We start from the raw sequence: 17,796 nt of genomic DNA on the forward strand, positions 1-17,796 counted from the left end.
TGCCGCCTTCCAAACGGCCCGGCGATGTGAAAGGCTGCTGGACAGGCCACGCCTGACAACGTTGTCAACACTGGGAGGTGCGCCCCATGGGGTCGCAAAGCAGACGGCTGGTCGCCGCCGCGGCCGTCGGGCTCGTGGTCGCCGCCACGACCCAGGCCACCGCACACGCCGCCGCGCCGGTCGATCCGGTGAGTCTCGTCAACCCGTTCGTCGGCACGCAGAACTTCGGCAACACCTTCCCCGGGGCCAGTGCGCCCTTCGGGATGGTGCAGGTCAGCCCGGACACCGGCGGGCAGGGCGGCTACGACTACCTGCAGAACGCGATCTACGGCTTCAGCCAGACGCACCTGTCCGGCGTCGGCTGCGGGGTGATGGGCGAGCTGCCGATCATGCCGACCACCGGCGCCGTGGACAACGTTGACAAGAGCGCCTACCGCTCCGAGTACAGCCACGACGACGAGCACGCCGAGCCGGGCTACTACCGCGTCGGCCTCAAGAAGTACGGGATCAACGCCGAACTGACGGCAACCGCGCGCACCGGGTGGCAGCGCTACACGTTCCCCTCGACCGGCGCGGCGAACGTCCTGTTCAACACCGGCCAGGCCAACCAGTCCGTCAAGGACTCCGAGATCCACGTCGTCGGCGACCGGACGCTCGAAGGGCGGGTGAAAGCCGGCGGGTTCTGCGCCGGCCACGACGAACACACCGTCTACTTCACCGCCACCTTCGACCGGCCGTTCAGCTCCTTCGGCACCTGGCGCGACTCCACGCGCACGCCGGGCAGCCGCGACGCCGCGGGCACCGGCGGCAACGGCGCCTGGGCGAGCTTCGACGCGACCACCGACCACGACGTCGTGCTCAAGGTCGGCCTGTCCTACACCGGTCTCGACGGCGCCCGGAAGAACCTGGCGGCAGAGACTTCGAACTACGACTTCGACGCCACGCGCGCGGCGCTGCACCAGCAGTGGGCCGACCGGCTCGGCGCGATCAAGATCGCCGGCGGCACGACCGAGCGGCAGACGGCGTTCTACACCGCGCTCTACCACGCCCAGCTGCACCCGAACCTGGCCGGCGACACCGACGGCGCGTACACCGGCTTCGACGGCAAGGTGCACACCGCGAGCGGCTACACGCCGTACCAGAACTTCTCTCTATGGGACACCTACCGGCCGCAGAACCAGCTGCTGGAGATGCTGGAACCGCAGGTCGCGCGGGACGTGGCGCTGTCGGTCGTCGCCATCGGGCGCGACGGCGGGTGGCTGCCGCGGTGGGCGCTGGCCGAGAGCGAAACGAACATCATGACCGGCGACCCGGTGACGCCGTTCCTCGTCGAGGCGTGGTCGAAGGGCCTGCTCGCCGGGCACGAAGAAGAGGCGTACGCGCTGCTCAAGAAGAACGCGACGAGCACGCCGCCCGCCGATTCGCCGTACAACGGCCGCTCCGGCGTCAACTACTACAACGAACGCGGGTACATCCCGAGCGGGCTGGAACTCAGCAAGGACTGCGCAGCCAAGGGCGGCGACAACGACTGCGAGCACCCGGCGTCGGCGACCATGGAGTACTCGGCGGCCGACGCGGCGCTGGCGTTGATGGCCCGCGGGCTGGGCCACGGCGCCGACGCGAAGATGTTCGCCGACCGTGGCCAGTGGTACCGCAATTTGTGGGACTCCTCGATCCAGCAGTTCCGCCCGCGCACCACCGAGGGCACGTTCCTCACGCCGTACAACCCGGTCGACGCCGACCACCAGTTCCACGAAGGCGGTGCCTACCAGTACCAGTGGCTCGTGCCGCAGGACCCGGCCGGGCTCGTCTCGCTGATGGGCGGCAGGAAGACGACCGAGAAGCGGCTTGATTCCTTCTTCGCGTACGACAAGCTGCTGACCGATCCCGCCGGCACCGCGCGGAAGGACTGGATCGCCAGCCCGTACGACTACTACGGCAAGGCCACCTACAACCCGAACAACGAGCCCGACCTGCTCGCGCCGTACACGTACAACTGGGTCGGCGCGCCGGCGAAGACCGCGACCGTCGTCCGCGCGGCGATGACGCTGTTCACCACCGGCCCCGACGGCATGACCGGCAACGACGACCTCGGCACCATGTCGGCCTGGTACGTCTTCTCGTCGCTCGGGCTGTACCCGACGATGAGCGGCGCGAACTTCCTCGCGCTGTCGAGCCCGCAGTTCGAGTCGGCGACCGTCCGCATCGGACAGTACGGCTCCGCGCAGGGCGGGACGCTCACGGTGTCGGCACCGGGCGCGAGCGACGCGAACCGGTACATCCAGCGCGTGTCGCTCAACGGCCGGGACGTGCGGCAGACGTCGCTGGACTGGGCGTCGCTGGCCCACGGCGGGACGCTTTCGCACCAGCTCGGATCCCGGCCGTCTTCGTGGGGAACGTCGCCGTCCGCGGCACCGCCTTCGGTGAACGACGCGCCGGGCGACCAGCGGCGGCACGTCGACGCTTCACTGCGGCAGACGTCCGTGGTGATCCCGTCCGGCACCGCGCAGCAGGTCCACCTCGACCTGGACGTGCTGGCGCAGAACCCGGTGTTGCAGCCGGTGACGGTTTCGGTCACCTCGCCGTGGAAGGCCCGGTTCCAGCCGGTGGATCTGATCTGGTCCGGGCGGCTGCCGGTGCAGCGGACGGTGCCGATCACGGTGACCGTGCCGGCGGCCACCGCCGTCGGGACCTACCCGGTGCAGGTGAAGGTGGCCGGGTTGGGCGCGAACACGGTGACGCGCTCGGCGACGATCGAGGTCCGGACGCCTTCGGCGTGCGTGTCGCCGGGTGCGCAGTGCGCGGTCGACCTGGCCCGCGACCGCAACCACGACGGCACGGCGACGGTCTCGGCGTCCACGGAAGGCAACTTCGACGGCGGCGGCTGGAGCTACGACGCTTCGCTGCTCCCGCCGGCGGGTCCGGTGGTCTGGGACGGCGTCACGTACGCGGCACCGGACGCTTCGGGGACGGCTGTGAACTTCGTGGAGGCCCGCGGGCAGTCGCTGCTGCTCCCCGCCGGTCAGCACGCGGCGTTGAAGCTGGCCGGGGCGTCGCACAACGGCCCGGTGTCGACGACGCTGACGGCGCACTACACCGACGGCACGAGCGCCGACCTGGCCGTGACCTTCGGTGACTGGGCGGGGTCCGGGAGCCCGGTGGTGCTCGAGATGCCGCACCGGATCAAGGCGGGGAGCGGGGTCGACGGGCCGCCGGTGCGGTTGTTCGGGATTTCGGCCGGGCTGGACGGCGGGAAGACCGTGCAGTCGGTGAGCCTGCCGAACGACCCGCGGGTGGAGATCTACGCGCTCACCCTGACGTGAGGAGTCCGGTTCGCCGGGGCACCGGCGAACCGCTCCGCCAGGTCAGGGAAGCCGAAGACGGTGATCCGCGCGATGCCGCCGCCGGTGGTCAGCACCGCCACCCCGAACGGCTCGCCGCGGTACCAGACCGCCGCGGCAGGCCGCCGCGGCGGGCCGCCGCGGCGGGCCGGCCGTTCGCCCGGGCCGGGGTCATCCGCCACTCGCCCGGCTCGCCCATTACGTGTCGCAGGAATGCGACGCAAGTGCTCTTTCCGGCGAACCACGTCCGGGACGGCAGCGGCTCGATCATCGCGTCCTCGCGGAGGATCCCCTCCAACGCCGTCAGGTCGGAGTTCATGAACGCCGTCATGTACCGCTCCAGCAGCTCACGCTGCTCCGGCTCGGCGAGCTCCTCGACCACCGGGGCCTCGCGGAGGGTCGCCCGGGCTCGCTGGAGCGTGCTCTTCACCGCCGCCACCGAAGTGCCCAGCATCTCCGCCACCTCCGTCGCCGGGAACGTCAGGACCTCACGCAGGATCAGGACCGCGCGCTGCCGGGGCGGGAGCAGCTGGAGCCCGGCGATCAAGGCGAGCCGGACGCCGTCGCGGGCCAGCGCGATCGCGGCCGGGTCCGCCGGCTCCGGGGTGATCAGCGCGTCCGGGATGGGACGGGGCCAGGCATCGGCGTCGGCCAGGACCGGTGGGGCGTCCGGGTCCGTCGACGGCGGGCCCAGGCCCGAAGGGAGCGGGAGCCGGCCCCGCTCCTCCAGAGCCGTGAGGCAGGCGTTCGTCGCGATCCGGTAGAGCCACGTCCGCAGCGACGCGCGGCCCTCGAAGCGGTCGTACGCCCGGAACGCCCGCAGGTAGGTCTCCTGGACCACGTCCTCGGCCTCGTCGGGGTTGCCGAGCATGCGGTAGCAGTGCGCCAGCAGCTCGCGGCGGTACGGCTCGAAGTCCACGCTCATACCTTTGCCGACCGGCGCGGGCGGGGAAAGGAATCGGTTCAGGTGCGGATCTCCGGCTGCGGTGGGCGGCCGAGCACGGTCACCAAGGCGACCATCGGCAGCGCGATCGACGCTCGCTGCGTCAGGCGACGATCCGCGGTTCGGACGCCAGCCGCGAAAGGACGTGGGTCAGCCGGCGAGCCGCCACGTCCCACTCCTCCAGCGCGCTTCCGCGGCCCAGGGCCGCTGTGCGCAGGGACCTTCGCAGCTCCGGGTCCGCGTACCAGCGGTGCAGTGCGTCGGCCAGCGCGAACGGGTCGTCCGGCTCCACCAGCAGGCCCGGCATCTCGCCGTCCGCGTCGACGCCCAGCGCGTCGTACACCCCGCCCACCTCGGTGGCCAGCACCGGGATGCCCCTGGCCAGCGCCTGGGCGACGAACATGCCGGACGTCGCCGCGCGGGCCGGGATGACCAGCAGGTCCGCCGCGTTGTACGCCGCGCCGAGGTCGACCGCGTCGCCCGCCAGCGTGATGCGGTTGCCGAGGCCGAGGCGCTCGATCGACCAGCCGAGCTCCTCGACGTACGACGGGTCCGCCTCCAGCGAGCCGGCGAAGACGCACGACAGGGCCAGGTGGTCGACCTCGCCGAGGGCCTGGACCAGCACGTCGTGGCCGTTGCGGCGGGTCACGTCCCCCACGCAGAGGAGCCGGGACACGCCGTCCGCGCCCGCCGCGAGCGGGGCCGCGTCGGTGCCGGGCTTGGCGACGTAGACGCGGGCCGGGTCCAGGTCGTGGCGGTCGATCAGCAGGCGGGCGAGCCACGGGCTGGTCGCGACGACCATCCCGGCCATCCGCAGCGTCTCGCGCTCGCACGCGTCCAGCTCTGCGGCGTGCGCCGGGGTCAGCCCCGGTTCGTCGGCGAGGGCCTGGTGCACCAGCACGGCCAGGCGCAGCCGCCGCGCGTGCGGGACGACGATCTCGGGTACGCCGGAGGCGATCATGCCGTCGAGCAGCACGACCGTCCGGTCCGGCAGCGCGGCCAGCGACCGCGCCAGGCGGCGTCTCGACGTCGCGTCCGGCTCCGGCCAATCCCCGGCGATCGGCAGCTCCAGCACCGGCTGCCCGACGGCGGGCAGGTTCTGGCACATCCGCTTGTCGTAGGTGTCGCTGCCCGGTGGCGCGGCCGGGAGGATGAACACCATCGGGTCGGCGGGCCTCATCGCTCGCGCCGGAGCAGGTCGGGTTCGGAAACAGACACGGCTACCTCCAGCGTGGGTCGACGGCGGTGACGGCTCATACGTCACACGCACCCCAGGCCGGGAAGGTTCAGCTCTGCGAGTCAATCATCCAGATTCCGTTCACCTGGACCAGCGTGAAGGTGTCGTTCTCGGGCTTGGCCCCGTCGTAGGTGACGTGCGCCGTGACCTGGTTGGTCCCGACCTCCCTGACGCTGGACGCCTCCACCTTCCGGTATTGGCTCCAGAAGTTCTTGTACTTCTCGTAGGTCTGGTTGCGCGAGGCCCTGAACTTGTCGGTGAGCAGGTTCCACGCCGCCTGCGGATTGTTCGGGAGCAGCGAGTAGTAGTCGCTCAGCGCCTGAGCCGCCGTCTTCGACGAAGACACCGTCGAAACCGTCGGCGAAGTCGGCGGAGCCGAGGTGGCCGAGGTCGGCGGCGTCGGCGACGGGGAAGACGACGGCGCTGGCGATGACGCCGAAGGGGTCGCGGAAGCCGAGGTGGACGGCGTCGGCGACGGCGGTGGCGCGGCGACGTTGCCGTCCGGGGCCTTCTGCCGCACGACGAGCAGGATCGCCACGACGACCGCGACGCACAGCAGCGCCGCGCCCGCCCCGACGGCGATCAGGCCCTTGCGGGCGCCCGGCGACACCGTGGTGACCTCGCCCGCGGGCACGGAGACGGCGGCCGGCACGGTCGGGACCGCGGGCGGCTCGGTTTCCGGCACCGTCGCCGCGAGCACCGAGTCGCCGGGCTCCGCGTCCGGCAGCAGCGCCAGCAGCTCCTGCTCGACCTCGTCCATCGACGGGCGCTCGGCCGGCTCGGAGGCGAGCATCCGCAGCAGCAGCGGTGTCAGCCGGCCCGCTTTCTCCGGCGGCACGATCTCGCCGCTGGAGGCCTTGTAGAGCAAGGCGATCGGGTTGTCGGCCGTGCCGTACGGCGACTGCCCCTCGACGGCGGCGTACAGCGTGGCCCCGAGCGAGAAGACGTCGGCGGCGAAGTCGGCGTCCTCGCCGCGGGCCACCTCCGGCGCGAGGTACGCGGGCGTTCCGGCGATCTCCCCGGTGGCCGTCAGCTTGACGTCACCGATCGCGCGCGAGATGCCGAAGTCGGTGATCTTCGCCGTGCCGTCCTCGGCGACCAGGATGTTGGCCGGCTTCACGTCGCGGTGCACGACCCCGGCGCGGTGCGCCCCGGCCAGCGCCGAGCTGATCTGCACGCCGACGCGGATGGCGTCGTCCACCGTGGCCGGCTCCTCGCCGAGCACGAGGGCCAAGCTCTTCGACGGCAGGTACTCCATCACCAGCCACGGCCGGTCCTCCTCCTCGAGGACGGCGAACACGGTGATCGCGTGGGAATGCTGCAACCGGGCGGCGATCCGCGCCTCGCGCATCGCGCGGTTCTTCGCTTCCTGGGTGCGTTGCTCGTCGTGGTCGTGCGGCAGCAGGAGTTCCTTGATCGCCACGGTGCGGTCGAGCTTTTCGTCCTGGGCTCGCCACACCGTGCCCATCGCACCGCCGCCGATCGGCTCGAGCAGCCGGTACCGATCGCGGATCCGGCGACTTTCCACGAGCATCCACCATTCTCCGATGTGGCCGACGAGATCCGGTCAGCATGCCAGCCTGCGCGGCCGACCGGTACCAACGTAACCGAAAACCTTGCGCGGACAGCGCAAACAAGCGCTGTGGCGCCGCCCACGGTGTACCCAGGAATCCTAACGAACAACCCCGTACGCCCGATCAAGTGCGTCCACGATCTCCTTGCGCAGCCCGGCGCCGACGGCGATCGTCGCCGCGGAACCGACCGTGTGCTCGCTGCCGTCGCGGTCCACGACGACGCCGCCGGCCTCGCGCACGAGCAGCACGCCGGCCATGGTGTCCCACGGGTTGTTGGACAGGATCAGTGCGGCGTCGAGCTTTCCGTCCGCCACCCAGGCGAGGTCGATGGCCGCCGTGCCGAGCATCCGGATCTTCTGCGCCCGCGCGCCGAGGTCCGACAGCAGCGTCAGCCGGGCGCGGTTCTTCTCCTCGGCGAGCTCGCCGATCGCGAAGTCCCCGACGGCGATCATCGCGTCGGACACTTCCGTCGCGGTGGAAGCGCCGACGCGCTTTCCGTTCGCGAAGGCGCCCTCGCCGCGCGCGGCGGTGTACGTGACGCCGAGGTACGGCAGCGTGATCGCGGCGACCGTGCTGTGCTCGCCGTCCACCAGCGCCAGGGAAATCCCGCAGAGCGGAATTCCGCGGGCGAAGTTGGCGGTCCCGTCGATGGGGTCGAGCGCCCACCAGCGGCCCCCGCCGTCCCCGCTGCGGCCACGCTCCTCGCCGAGGATCCCGATCTCCGGCGTCTCGGCGGCGAGGAACTCCCGCAGCGCGTCCTCGACCGCGGTGTCGACGTCGGTCACCAGGTCGCGATCGCCTTTCGCGGAAACGGAAAAACTCGGGCGCGACCTGACGATCTCCGTCGCCTTCGCCACGGCCTCGCGCGCGACGTCCAGTAGTGCGGCATGCTCGGTCATGCCACCAACATAGAGAAGGGCCGCGGAGATGACCGATCTGTTCCCGCTCGCCACCACCGTCGACGAGCAGGAGCGGCGGGCGTCGATCGCGGTGCTGCCGGTCGGCAGCTTCGAACAGCACGGCGCGCACCTGCCGCTGGCGACCGACACGGTCATCGCGGCGACTCTCGCGAAAGCCGTCGCCGCGGCGTACCCCGTCCTCCACCTGCCGCCGATCACGATCTCGTGCTCGCACGAGCACGCGGGGTGGGCCGGCACGGTGAGCATTTCGGCGCGCACGCTGCACGCCGTGGTCACCGACGTCGCCGCGTCCCTGAAAGCGTCCGGGGTGGACCGGCTCGTGCTGGTCAACGGGCACGGCGGCAACTACGTACTGTCCAATGTGGTCCAGGAGGCGGCGGGCGCGATGGCGCTGTTCCCCGGGGTCGCGGACTGGCAGGCGGCGCACACCGCGGCCGGCCTGCGGACGTCACTGGACGACGACATGCACGCGGGCGAGCTGGAGACGTCGATCCTGCTGCACGCCCACCCGCACCTGGTCCGGCCCGGACACGAAACGGCCGACCACGTCACCGGCCGGGACCACCTGCTGACCTTGGGCCTGCGGGCGTACACGGAGTCGGGAGTGGTCGGCCGTCCTTCGCTGGCGAGCGCGGCCAAGGGGCACGTCGTGCTGGACACGCTGGTCCAGCGCTTCGCCGGCGTCCTCGAGGTGTTAGGCGCCTGAGTAGGCCTGGCCCAGGTGCGGCAGCAGGTGGGCCATCCGCTCGGCCTTCGTCCGCAGGTACCGCAGGTTCTCCGGGTTCGGCGGAACCAGCAGTGGAACCTGCTCGCTGATCCGGATTCCGTAGCGCGTGAGCTGCTCGACCTTAGCCGGGTTGTTCGACAGCAGCCGCACCGAGCGGATGCCGAGGTCGGTCAGGATGCCCGCCGCCGCGTGGTAGTCGCGGGCGTCGACCGGGAGGCCCTGCGCCACGTTCGCGTCGACCGTGTCGAGACCCTCGTCCTGCTGCAGGCGCATCGCCTCGAGCTTCGCGAGCAGGCCGATCCCGCGGCCCTCGTGGCCCTGGACGTAGACGAGCACGCCCGAGCCCTCCTCGACGATCCGGTCCAGCGCCACCGCCAGCTGGTCGCCGCACTCGCAGTGCGTCGAGCCGAAGACGTCGCCGGTCAGGCATTCGCTGTGCACCCGGACCAGCGCGCCCAGCGGGGCGACGTCGCCGTAGACCAGCGCGACCTGCTCGGTGCCGGTGCGGTCGAGGTACCCGACCGCGCGGAACGTCCCGTGCCGGGTCGGCAGCCGGGTTTCGACGACCCGCTCGACCACCGCCCGGCGCGGTAGACCCCCGGCAAGATCACTGACGTCACTTGCGGTCATGACTTCAACCCCACTTCCGATTCGATCCCGGTGCCGGCCGCCGCGCGCGGAGCGGGCACGACACCGGTGTGCGGAGCGCGGGTCTCGCGGAACCCGGCGACACTCCGGACGAACAGGACACCGGCGCCGGGCAGGCTCGCGACGAGCGTGAGCACGCCGTAGACCACGGCGACGGTGACACCTTGGGCGGCTCCCAGACCGGCCGCGCCGAAGAGCAGGGCGCAGACGCCCTCGCGCGGGCCGAAGCCGCCGATGTTGAGCGGGAGGCCCATCGCGAGCAGCGCGAGGACCATCAGGGGCACGAGCTGCCACACCGGCGCGCCGACCCCGGCGACGCGAGCGGCGACGACGAACAGCGCCAGGTGCCCGGCCAGGGTCGCGACGGACAGGAAGCCCACGCTGGGCCACGTCTCGCGGGTCAGCAGGCCGAGCCGGACGTCGGCGAGGGTGACCGCGAAGCCGCGGCGCCACTTCGACGGGCTGTGGATCCAGCGGCCACCCAGCAGGCGGCCGACGACCAGCGCGGCGACGGCGGCGAGCACGACGACCACCCCGGCCACCACGACGACCTCGCGGAACGCGCCGGGCACCACCGAAGGCGACGCGAGCACGACGGTGACCGCCGACGCGATCAGCACGACCTGGCCCGCCGTGCGCTCCAGGACGACGGCCCGCACGCCGCGCGGCACGTCCCCGCTGTCGCGGCCGTGCTGCACCGCGCGGTGGACGTCACCGAGGACGCCCGCGGGCAGCACGCCGTTGAAGAACAGCGCGCGGTAGTAGTCGGCGACGGCGGTGCGCAGCGAAAGCCGCAGGCCGAGCCGGGTGGCGACGATCTGCCAGCGGCCCGCGCTGAACAGCGTCGTCGCGAAGCCGATGGCGAGCGCGGCGAGCACGCCGGGCACGCTGATCCGGCCGAGCCCGTCGAGGAAGGCGGCGCTGCCGAGCTGCCAGACGAGGACGGCGAGGATGCCGGCCGCGCCGAGGATCCGCAGCCAGGCCAGTGCCCGCTTCACGCCGCCGCCTCCACGCTCGGCGGCAGGACCAGCAGGTCGCCGTGGTGGATCACCGCGTGCAGCTCGCCGGCCGCGGCCATCTCCAGCCGCCGCTGCAGGTAGACCTCGGCGACCGGGCGCAGCTCCGGCAGCTCTTCGACGGCGGCACCGACCCAGCCTTCGAGCCACTGCCGCTGCAGTTCGGCCTGGTCCGGGCCGAGCCGCCAGGCGCTGTCCGCGCGGACGACCGTGGCGCCGAGCCTGCCGAACGCGGTCGCGGCGACGTCCACGGCGTTCGGGCCGAGCAGCCGGCGGCCGTCTTCGGTGACCCGGCGCTGGTGGGCATTGAACGCGGCGGCGATCGCGGGGTCGAGCGGGTCGGCGGGCGAGAGCTCCACCTTGCCGGTGACCGACAGCATCAGCAGCGCCGCGCAGCCCGCTTCGACGACCGCCGTGGCCAGGGCCGTGACTTCGTCCCTGGTCAGCAGGTCGAGCAGGGCGGACGCGGTGACCAGCGACGTCCCGGCGAGGTCGGCGGCCCGCAGCGCGGTGATGTCGCGCTGCTCGGCGACGACGTCGACCGGGCTGCCGTCGAGCGCGGTGCCGGGGAGGCTCGCCTGGGCGTGGGTGAGCAGGTCGGTGTCGTGGTCGTGCAGGATCCAGTGCTGGCTGCCGGGCAGGCGGGCGGCCAGCCAGCGGCCGAGCGAGCCGGTGCCGCAGCCGAGGTCGCGGATGACGATGTCTTCGCCGGTCGGCAAGAAGTGGCGGAGCGGGTCGAGGAGTTCGGTGGCGCGGGCCGCGGCGTCGGCGGGTTCGCGCAGGTAGAGCCAGTCGGGTGCGAACGCGGTCATGCCGCCGCCTCCTGCCGGTGCAGGATCTCGGCGATCCGGCGGGCGGTGTCGTCCCAGCCGGTCAGGGTCTCGCGGCGCAGCTTCGCCGACGCGCGCAGCCGCGACCGCAGTGCCGGCTCGGTGAGCCAGCGGCGCAGGGCGGCGCCGAGCGCCTCGACGTCGTCGCCGGGGACGAGCATGCCGGGCACCGAGCCGTCCGGCGCGACGCCGACGGTGTCGGGCAGCGCGTCGACGTCGGTGGTCAGCACCGGCACGCCGCGGGCGAGGGCCTCGGTGACGACCATGCCGAAGGTTTCGGCGCGCGAGGGCAGCACGAGCAGGTCGGCGGTGTGGTAGGTCGCCTCGAGCGCGCGGCCGGTCCGGGGGCCGGTGAGCGTGAAGCGGGGGCCGAGGCGGTGCTCGCGCAGCCGCTCGACGTACTTGGTCTCGCGCCGGATCCCCCCGACGCATTCGCAGGTCCAGCGCAGGTCGGCGACGGTTTCGAGGGCCTGGGCGAGCACGCCCTGGCCCTTGCGCGGGGTCACGTTGGCCACGCAGACCAGGCGGGACACACCGTCGGTGCCGACGGCGAGCGGCGCCCGGTCGACGCCCGGCGTCACCGAGTGCACCCGGTGCGGGGCCAGGCCGTGGTGGCCGATCAGGCGGCGCGCGGCCCACTCGCTGGTCGCGACGACCGAGCCGACGGCCCGCAGCGTCTCGCGCTCCAGCGCGTCGAGCTCGGCGGCGAGCGCGGGCGGCAGGCCCGTCTCGTCGGCCAGCGGCAGGTGCACCAGCACCGACACCGACAGCCGGCGCGCCTGCGGGACGACGACCTCGGGCACGCCGCACGCGACCAGGCCGTCGAGCAGCACGGCGGAGCCGGTGGGCAGCGCGGAGAGCAGGTGGCCGAGGACCGCGCGGGCCTCGGTGTCCGGCCGCGGCCAGCTGCCGGAGACGGCGATCTCGTGCACGTCGAAACCGGCGGCGGCGAGCCGGTCGCACATCCGGCGGTCGTAGGTGTTGCCGCCACTGGGGACGGACGAGTCGTCGACGTCCCCGGGGAGGATCACGTACAGACTGTTCACAGTGCACGCTCGTAACTCGCCCAGGCGATGTGCGATTCGTGCAGCGAGACGGTGATCCCGTCGAGACCGCGCGCGCCTTCGCCGAGGCGTCCGGCGTGGACGGCGTCGGCCAGGCGGTCGGCGATGACCTTCGCGAGGAACTCGGTCGAGGTGTTGATCCCCTTGAACTCGGGTTCCTCGTCGAGGTTGCGGTAGTTCAGGTCGCTCAGCACCGCCCCGAGTTCCTCCGTGGCCTTGCCGATGTCGACGACGATGTTGTCCTCGTCGAGCTCGGCCCGGCGGAACGTCGCATCCACCACGAAAGTCGCCCCGTGCAGGCGTTGCGCGGGACCGAAGACTTCCCCGCGGAAGCTGTGGGCGACCATCACGTGGTCACGGACGGTGATGCTGAACACCAAGACCTCCGATGCGTTCGGGTGGACGTGGTCAATGCGGCTGATACATGACACGGAGGCACAGGGCGGAAAGTTCATCGGTGACCAGGCGGGGTAGCACGGAAGGAAGATCCTTAAACATGCACTCGCCGCTGACCAGCGCTTCGAACGCCGGATCGGCCAGCAGATCCAGCGCGACGCCGAGGCGCTGGGCGTAGCTGCGATCGGGCCGCGCGACCGTCCCGACCTGGCTGCTGCGGATCACCAGGCGTCGCGAGTGGAAGTTCTCGCCGAGCGGGACGCTGACCCGCCGGTCGCCGTACCACGACAGCTCGACGACCTCCCCTTCCGGCGCGAGCAGCTCCAGCGCCCGGGCGAGCCCGGCCTCGCTGGCGCTCGCGTGCACGACGAGGTCGCAGTCGCCGAGCGCCTCCTCCGGCGTCGAGAACTCGACCCCGAGCGCGGCGGCGATGTCCGCTTTGGCCGGATCGACGTCGATCAGCTGCACCCGCGCGGCCGGGAAGCCGGTGAGCAGCTTCGCGACGCTGCAGCCGACCATCCCGGCGCCGATGACGGCGATCCGGTCGCCGAGCCGCGGGCGCGCGTCCCACACGGCGTTCACGGCCGTCTCCACCGTTCCGGCCAGGATCGCGCGCCCGGGCGGGACGGCATCCGGCACCGGCGTCACCGCGGTCGCCGGGACGACGTACGCGGTCTGGTGCGGGTAGAGGCAGAAGACCGTCTTGCCCTCGAGGTGCGCCGGGCCCTGTTCGACGACGCCGACGTTGAGGTAGCCGTACTTGACCGGGCCGGGGAACTCGCCCTCCTGGAAGGGGGCGCGCATGACGTCGTGCTGGCTCGCCGGGACGCCGCCGCGGAAGACGAGGGTTTCGGTGCCGCGGCTCACCCCGGAGCACAGCGTGCGGACGAGCACGTCGTCCGGTCCGGGCGTGGGCAGCCGCTCCTCGCGCAGCTGTCCCGAGCCGGGACTTTGAACCCAGAAAGCCTGTTCCACGTGTTTCTCCTCAGCAGGCGACCGGAGGCTGGTGTCGCCACCCTATGAGCAATTCGCGGAGTCGACGATGATCAAACAGGACCTTCTCCTGCGTGCGGTGGTTCCGGCGCCGGTGCTCGCCGCGGGGGTCTTCGGGGGCGGTTTCCCGCCGCTCGCCTGGGCGACCGGAGTCGTCTACAGCCTTGCGCTGGTGCTGCTCACCGAGTGGGGGCTGCGCCGCAGCGGCCGCGGCGCCTTCGGGCCCGCGGACTGGATCACCTTCGCCCGCGCGATCCTCGTCGGCTGCGCCGCGGCGCTCATCGCCGAGGGTGATTTTTCCCTCGGGTGGCTGGTCGGGCTGGTCGGTGTCGCGCTGCTCCTGGACGGTCTCGACGGCCAGGTGGCCCGCCGCACCGGAACGGCGTCGGAGTTCGGCGCGCGCTTCGACATGGAGGTCGACGCGTTCTTGATCTTGCTGCTCTGCATCCAGGTGTCCCGCACGCTCGGGCTGTGGGTGCTGGCGATCGGCCTGATGCGGTACGTGTTCGTCGCCGCCTCGTGGACCATGCCCTGGCTGACCGCGCCGCTGTACCCGAGCATGGCGCGCAAGACGGTCGCGGCCGTGCAGGGGGTCGTCCTGGTGGTCGCGGTCTCGGAGCTGCTGCCGACGTCGGTGACGTTCGGCGCGGTCGCGGTCGCCCTGACCGCGCTGGCGTGGTCGTTCGGCCGGGACGTCGTCTGGCTGGCCCGCCACCGCGTCGCGGTCTCGCACCGGCCGGCCCGGATCGTCGCGATCACCCGCTCGTCCCTGCGCCGGCCGCTGGGCCACGCCTGGCCCGGCCACAACCAGGCCGCCTGATCCTCCGGTCTCCTGCGCCCGATGGGGCTGATTCATCCTGGTTGGTGCGGGCCGGACTGGACTGCCGAGCCCCACACCAACGGCCGTCTTCGTCGGTGAGGGCGAGTGCGACCAGGCCGTGGTGCTTGCCGCTGTAGTTGGCGCGGTGCGCCCGGCCGGTGCGGATCAGGGTGCTCTCGACCAGCACCGCCGCCCCGCCCGGGCGGCCAGGCGGCGCAGGACACGGTTCAGTCGTGCCGTGCGGGCGGTGAGCAGGCCCGATGACCTCCAGCACCCAGCGCCTCACCGTCGCGACCCGGACACCATGCCCGCCGCCGATGGGGGCCGACCGCGGGTTGTGGCGCAGCACGGCCGGCACCACCAGTTCCTGCCCGCCCGGGCCGGCTTTGCGCCGGCAAGACCACGACCGCGCCCCGGTGGGTGCGGATCGGCGTTGAGGTGGTGGCGGGGCATGGAGGGAGCAACCAAGGCCCCCTCGGGGCGCTTGGTCAGCCGGACTCGCGGGCCGCGCGGGCGCGGCGCTTGCCCTCGTGCATCGCGACCACCCGGGCGATCGGGATCGTGTGGCCCTCCTCGACCAGGTCCGCGGGGAGCACGAACGGCTCGGGCATCTCCCCGGTCCACGGGTCGCCCGCACCCAGCAGGTCCGGGACCGTGTGCACGGTGAAGTCGGCCGGCTTGACGTCGCCGAGGTCGGCCCAGCGGACCGGGAACGACACCGGCGCGCCCGGGCGGTGGCGCGGGCTGTAGACCGAGACGACCGTCGCGCCGCCGGCCCGCGTCGAATCCAGGAACACCTTGCCTTCGCGGCGCTCGACCACGAACTCCGTCGTGCCCAGGGCCGGGTCGATCCGCTCGGCCCGGGCCGCCACCGCGCGGGTCGCCGCCGCGATGTCCTCCGTCGGCTGCCCGGGCGCGAGCGGTACGAAGACGTGGACGCCCTTGGAGCCGCTGGTCTTCACCGCGCCGTCGAGGCCGTCCTTGCGCAACGCCTCCCGCACCAGTTTCGCGGCCCCCACGGCCAGCGAAAACGGGGCGTCCGCGGGCGGGTCGAGGTCGAGGATCAAGTGTGTCGGCCCGCTCGCGGGCTCACCGCGGAACAGCGTCGTGTGGTACTCGACCGCGCGCTGGTTGCCGAACCAGAGCAGCGTGCGCAGGTCGTTGCAGAGCGCGTAGACGACTTCGCGCCGCGAGCGGTCGGCCCACAGCGCCCGGCGCGCCACCCACTCCGGTGTGTACTTCGGCAGGTTCTTCTGCATGAACGGCCCCTGGCCCCGCAGCACCCGCACGACGCTCAGCAGCCGGTCGTGCAGCTCCGGCAGCATCCGGCCGGACACCGCCTCGAGGTAGTCGAGCAGCTCGCGCTTGGTGACCCCCGCGTCGGGGAAGACCTCCTGGTCGAGACTGCTCAGCTTGACGCCGTGCCGCTCTTCATCGCCACTCATCGGCCCACCCTCGCGTTCCCGCGCGAGGCGGTCAACTCCCGACGAGCGGGCGGCCGGTGCGCAACCGCCACCGGAGATCCCGGAGGCAGACGTTGAAGGGGAACCGCCGCAGCGGACCGGGCAGCACGCGGACGACCAGGCCGAGCGCGGCGAGGAGCGCCTCGAAGCGGCGCTGGTCGGCGGCGGTCCAGGGCAGCCGCATTTCGTCGCGGAAGCGCTGCGGGAGGAACCCGGTGGTGACGAACCGGTGGAACCGCCGTCCGGGCACGGCGAAGACCCGCGGCAGGAACTCCAGGTCGACGATCCGGGTGAGGTAGCGGCGGACGGCGTCGTCGATGTGCACCTCGGCCAGCCCGCCTGCCCAGTACTCCTCGAAGGCCGCCCGGTCGCCGGGCCACCTTTCGGGAGGCACTTGCAGCGTGGTCCCGAGGGCGGCCGCGTCGGCGTAGAACCGCTCCGGCTCACCACCGGCGAAGGCGAGGAGGACGTCTTCGATGCCCTTGTACAGGCAGGCCGCGACCCACAGCTGGAGGTCGGTGTCGAACGCGTCGTAGGCGACCGGGCTCGACGCGGTCGAGTGCACCTGCGAATGGGCCCGGTTGACGCCCTTCCGGAAGGCCGCGCGCTCGGCGTCGGTGCCCATCGTCGCGACCGCGAGGTAGGTCAGCGTGGTCCGGGTCCGCTTCACCGGGTGGCGGAAGAGGTTGCCGCTGTCGACCCGGCTCTCCAGGACGCCGTGCCCGACGGGCGCGCGGGACAGCTGCATGATCACGTTCGCGCTGCCGGCCAGCAGCCCGGCGCCGATGACAGCGTCGCGAAGGGCGGTTTCGGGCATCGGCGCACCTCCTGGATCTCCAGGGAACGCCGGTGTTGACGACGTGTCAAGAGCGGTAGGCCGCCCGGGCGAACGCGATCAACGCGCGTGCGGCCGGGCTCAACGGCCCCTCCGTCCGCCACGCCAGCGCGAGCACGCCCCGCAGTCCCGGCCCGCGGATCCCGACGACCTGCAGCTGCGCCTGGTGGTACCGCCCCAGCGACTCCGGCACGATCGCCACCCCGAGCCCCCGCGTCGCCAGCTGCACCAGGACGTTCGGGTCGGCCGCCTCGAACGCGATCCGCGGCGTGCGCCCCACCCGGGCGAAGGCGGCGTCCAACGCCGTGCGCAGGCCCGTCCCCTTGGGCAGCGCCATCAGCGGCAGGCCGTCGAGGTCGGGGATCTCGACCTCGTCGCGGCCGGCCAGCGGACCGGACGGCGCGGTGACGGCCAGGAACGGCTCGTCGAGCAGCACCTGCGTCGCGATGCCGGGTGGCGGGCCGGTCGCGAGGCCGACGACGGCGAGGTCGAGCCGTCCCTCGCGCAGCGCGGCCAGCATGGTGTCGGAGTTCGCCTCCGACAACGTGATCTCGACCGCCGGGTACCGCTCGTGGAAGCCGGCCAGCAGGTCGGGCAGCCGGACCGGGCCCGCCGACGTCACCGCGCCGATCGCGACCTGCCCGCGGACCAGCCCGGCGAGCTCCTCGACGGCTTCGCGCACGCCCTGCACCGCCGCGAGCGCGGCCCGGGCGTGCGGCAGGGCCGCGGCGCCGACGTCGGTGAGCCGGACCGTCCGCCCGGACCGGTCCAGCAGCTCCTGCCCCAGCTCCCGCTCCAGGCGCTTGACCTGCGCGCTCACCCCCGGCTGGGCGACGTGCAGCCGCTCCGCCGCGCGCGTGAAGTTGCCTTCCTCCGCGACGGCGACGAAGTACGCGAGCTGATGCAGTTCCATAAGCACTGATTCTAGCCAGTAGAAAAACCAGATCTTGGACTTCTGATCGAGTTCGCTCGAAGCTGGAGGCAGCGAA

16 protein-coding genes are annotated in these 17,796 nt (G+C 72.5%); 3 read left to right on the plus strand and 13 right to left on the minus strand.

The genetic code is table 11. From position 1 onward, the window contains the following. The first annotated feature begins 86 nt into the window (after positions 1-86). Positions 87-3,323 (plus strand): GH92 family glycosyl hydrolase, encoded by a 3,237-nt coding sequence (locus ACFVYA_RS14160; RefSeq protein WP_387045026.1) that lies wholly within the window; start codon positions 87-89, stop codon positions 3,321-3,323. An 88-nt stretch (positions 3,324-3,411) separates the two neighbouring features. On the opposite strand, the gene ACFVYA_RS14165 is transcribed toward ACFVYA_RS14160, so the two are convergent. The 4 genes from ACFVYA_RS14165 to ACFVYA_RS14180 all read right to left on the minus strand — a co-directional run bounded on the left by ACFVYA_RS14165 (position 3,412) and on the right by ACFVYA_RS14180 (position 7,994). Then, positions 3,412-4,260, minus strand: coding sequence for an RNA polymerase subunit sigma-70 (locus ACFVYA_RS14165; RefSeq protein WP_387045028.1), 849 nt, complete (start codon positions 4,258-4,260; stop codon positions 3,412-3,414). Between the two features lie 127 nt (positions 4,261-4,387). After that, positions 4,388-5,446, minus strand: coding sequence for a glycosyltransferase family 4 protein (locus tag ACFVYA_RS14170; protein ID WP_387045030.1), 1,059 nt, complete (start codon positions 5,444-5,446; stop codon positions 4,388-4,390). A gap of 124 nt (positions 5,447-5,570) precedes the next feature. Then, a complete protein-coding gene (locus ACFVYA_RS14175; RefSeq protein WP_387045031.1) occupies positions 5,571-7,055 on the minus strand; it encodes a serine/threonine-protein kinase in 1,485 nt (494 codons plus the stop codon). A 138-nt stretch (positions 7,056-7,193) separates the two neighbouring features. Further along, a complete protein-coding gene (locus tag ACFVYA_RS14180) occupies positions 7,194-7,994 on the minus strand; it encodes an inositol monophosphatase family protein (RefSeq protein WP_285986596.1) in 801 nt (266 codons plus the stop codon). A 28-nt stretch (positions 7,995-8,022) separates the two neighbouring features. On the opposite strand from ACFVYA_RS14180, the gene ACFVYA_RS14185 reads away from it, so the two are divergent. Continuing rightward, positions 8,023-8,721 carry a creatininase family protein gene (locus ACFVYA_RS14185; protein ID WP_387045033.1) on the plus strand — a complete coding sequence of 233 codons (699 nt, stop codon included), beginning with the start codon at positions 8,023-8,025 and terminating at the stop codon, positions 8,719-8,721. Here the strand turns inward: ACFVYA_RS14185 and ribA are convergent. The 6 genes from ribA to ACFVYA_RS14215 are packed head-to-tail and all read right to left on the minus strand — an operon-like array spanning position 8,710 to position 13,671. Further along, entirely contained in the window at positions 8,710-9,372 is a 663-nt protein-coding gene (ribA, locus tag ACFVYA_RS14190) for a GTP cyclohydrolase II (protein ID WP_285986598.1), read from the minus strand. The genes ACFVYA_RS14185 and ribA overlap by 12 nt on opposite strands. Then, positions 9,369-10,388 (minus strand): lysylphosphatidylglycerol synthase transmembrane domain-containing protein, encoded by a 1,020-nt coding sequence (locus ACFVYA_RS14195; RefSeq protein ID WP_285986599.1) that lies wholly within the window; start codon positions 10,386-10,388, stop codon positions 9,369-9,371. The genes ribA and ACFVYA_RS14195 overlap by 4 nt, the downstream gene beginning before the upstream one ends. Continuing rightward, entirely contained in the window at positions 10,385-11,218 is an 834-nt protein-coding gene (locus ACFVYA_RS14200) for a methyltransferase domain-containing protein (RefSeq protein WP_387045036.1), read from the minus strand. Before ACFVYA_RS14200 ends, ACFVYA_RS14195 begins: the two co-directional genes overlap by 4 nt. After that, positions 11,215-12,282 carry a glycosyltransferase family 4 protein gene (locus ACFVYA_RS14205; RefSeq protein WP_387045038.1) on the minus strand — a complete coding sequence of 356 codons (1,068 nt, stop codon included), beginning with the start codon at positions 12,280-12,282 and terminating at the stop codon, positions 11,215-11,217. The genes ACFVYA_RS14200 and ACFVYA_RS14205 overlap by 4 nt, the downstream gene beginning before the upstream one ends. Continuing rightward, a complete protein-coding gene (locus ACFVYA_RS14210) occupies positions 12,279-12,677 on the minus strand; it encodes a 6-carboxytetrahydropterin synthase (protein WP_285986602.1) in 399 nt (132 codons plus the stop codon). Before ACFVYA_RS14210 ends, ACFVYA_RS14205 begins: the two co-directional genes overlap by 4 nt. Positions 12,678-12,708: 31 nt before the next feature. After that, positions 12,709-13,671, minus strand: coding sequence for a zinc-binding alcohol dehydrogenase (locus tag ACFVYA_RS14215; protein WP_387045040.1), 963 nt, complete (start codon positions 13,669-13,671; stop codon positions 12,709-12,711). Positions 13,672-13,738: 67 nt separating this feature from the next. On the opposite strand from ACFVYA_RS14215, the gene ACFVYA_RS14220 reads away from it, so the two are divergent. After that, positions 13,739-14,509 carry a CDP-alcohol phosphatidyltransferase family protein gene (locus tag ACFVYA_RS14220; protein ID WP_387045042.1) on the plus strand — a complete coding sequence of 257 codons (771 nt, stop codon included), beginning with the start codon at positions 13,739-13,741 and terminating at the stop codon, positions 14,507-14,509. A gap of 488 nt (positions 14,510-14,997) precedes the next feature. On the opposite strand, the gene ACFVYA_RS14225 is transcribed toward ACFVYA_RS14220, so the two are convergent. From ACFVYA_RS14225 to ACFVYA_RS14235, 3 genes are read right to left on the minus strand one after another with little or no spacing between them, the layout of a single operon-like run. Next, positions 14,998-15,954, minus strand: a complete 957-nt coding sequence (locus ACFVYA_RS14225) for a DNA polymerase domain-containing protein (protein ID WP_387045044.1) — start codon at positions 15,952-15,954, stop codon at positions 14,998-15,000. Between the two features lie 31 nt (positions 15,955-15,985). Beyond that, on the minus strand, positions 15,986-16,789 hold the full coding sequence (locus tag ACFVYA_RS14230) for an oxygenase MpaB family protein (protein WP_387045045.1): 804 nt from the start codon (positions 16,787-16,789) through the stop codon (positions 15,986-15,988). 46 nt (positions 16,790-16,835) lie between these two features. Further along, positions 16,836-17,720, minus strand: coding sequence for a LysR family transcriptional regulator (locus tag ACFVYA_RS14235; RefSeq protein WP_387045046.1), 885 nt, complete (start codon positions 17,718-17,720; stop codon positions 16,836-16,838). Between the last annotated feature and the right edge of the window lie 76 nt (positions 17,721-17,796).

This window comes from Amycolatopsis sp. NPDC058278 (assembly GCF_042881395.1).
Lineage (GTDB): Bacteria > Actinomycetota > Actinomycetes > Mycobacteriales > Pseudonocardiaceae > Amycolatopsis.

Bases quoted from the DNA above. Each gene is read 5' to 3' on its own strand.
- ACFVYA_RS14220 (WP_387045042.1), top strand. From the start codon at position 13,739: ATGATCAAACAGGACCTTCTCCTGCGTGCGGTGGTTCCGGCGCCGGTG.
- ACFVYA_RS14170 (WP_387045030.1), bottom strand. From the start codon at position 5,446: ATGGTGTTCATCCTCCCGGCCGCGCCACCGGGCAGCGACACCTACGAC.
- ribA (WP_285986598.1), bottom strand. From the start codon at position 9,372: ATGACCGCAAGTGACGTCAGTGATCTTGCCGGGGGTCTACCGCGCCGG.
- ACFVYA_RS14160 (WP_387045026.1), top strand. From the start codon at position 87: ATGGGGTCGCAAAGCAGACGGCTGGTCGCCGCCGCGGCCGTCGGGCTC.
- ACFVYA_RS14200 (WP_387045036.1), bottom strand. From the start codon at position 11,218: ATGACCGCGTTCGCACCCGACTGGCTCTACCTGCGCGAACCCGCCGAC.
- ACFVYA_RS14235 (WP_387045046.1), bottom strand. From the start codon at position 17,720: ATGGAACTGCATCAGCTCGCGTACTTCGTCGCCGTCGCGGAGGAAGGC.
- ACFVYA_RS14230 (WP_387045045.1), bottom strand. From the start codon at position 16,789: ATGCCCGAAACCGCCCTTCGCGACGCTGTCATCGGCGCCGGGCTGCTG.
- ACFVYA_RS14185 (WP_387045033.1), top strand. From the start codon at position 8,023: ATGACCGATCTGTTCCCGCTCGCCACCACCGTCGACGAGCAGGAGCGG.
- ACFVYA_RS14225 (WP_387045044.1), bottom strand. From the start codon at position 15,954: ATGAGTGGCGATGAAGAGCGGCACGGCGTCAAGCTGAGCAGTCTCGAC.
- ACFVYA_RS14180 (WP_285986596.1), bottom strand. From the start codon at position 7,994: ATGACCGAGCATGCCGCACTACTGGACGTCGCGCGCGAGGCCGTGGCG.
- ACFVYA_RS14175 (WP_387045031.1), bottom strand. From the start codon at position 7,055: ATGCTCGTGGAAAGTCGCCGGATCCGCGATCGGTACCGGCTGCTCGAG.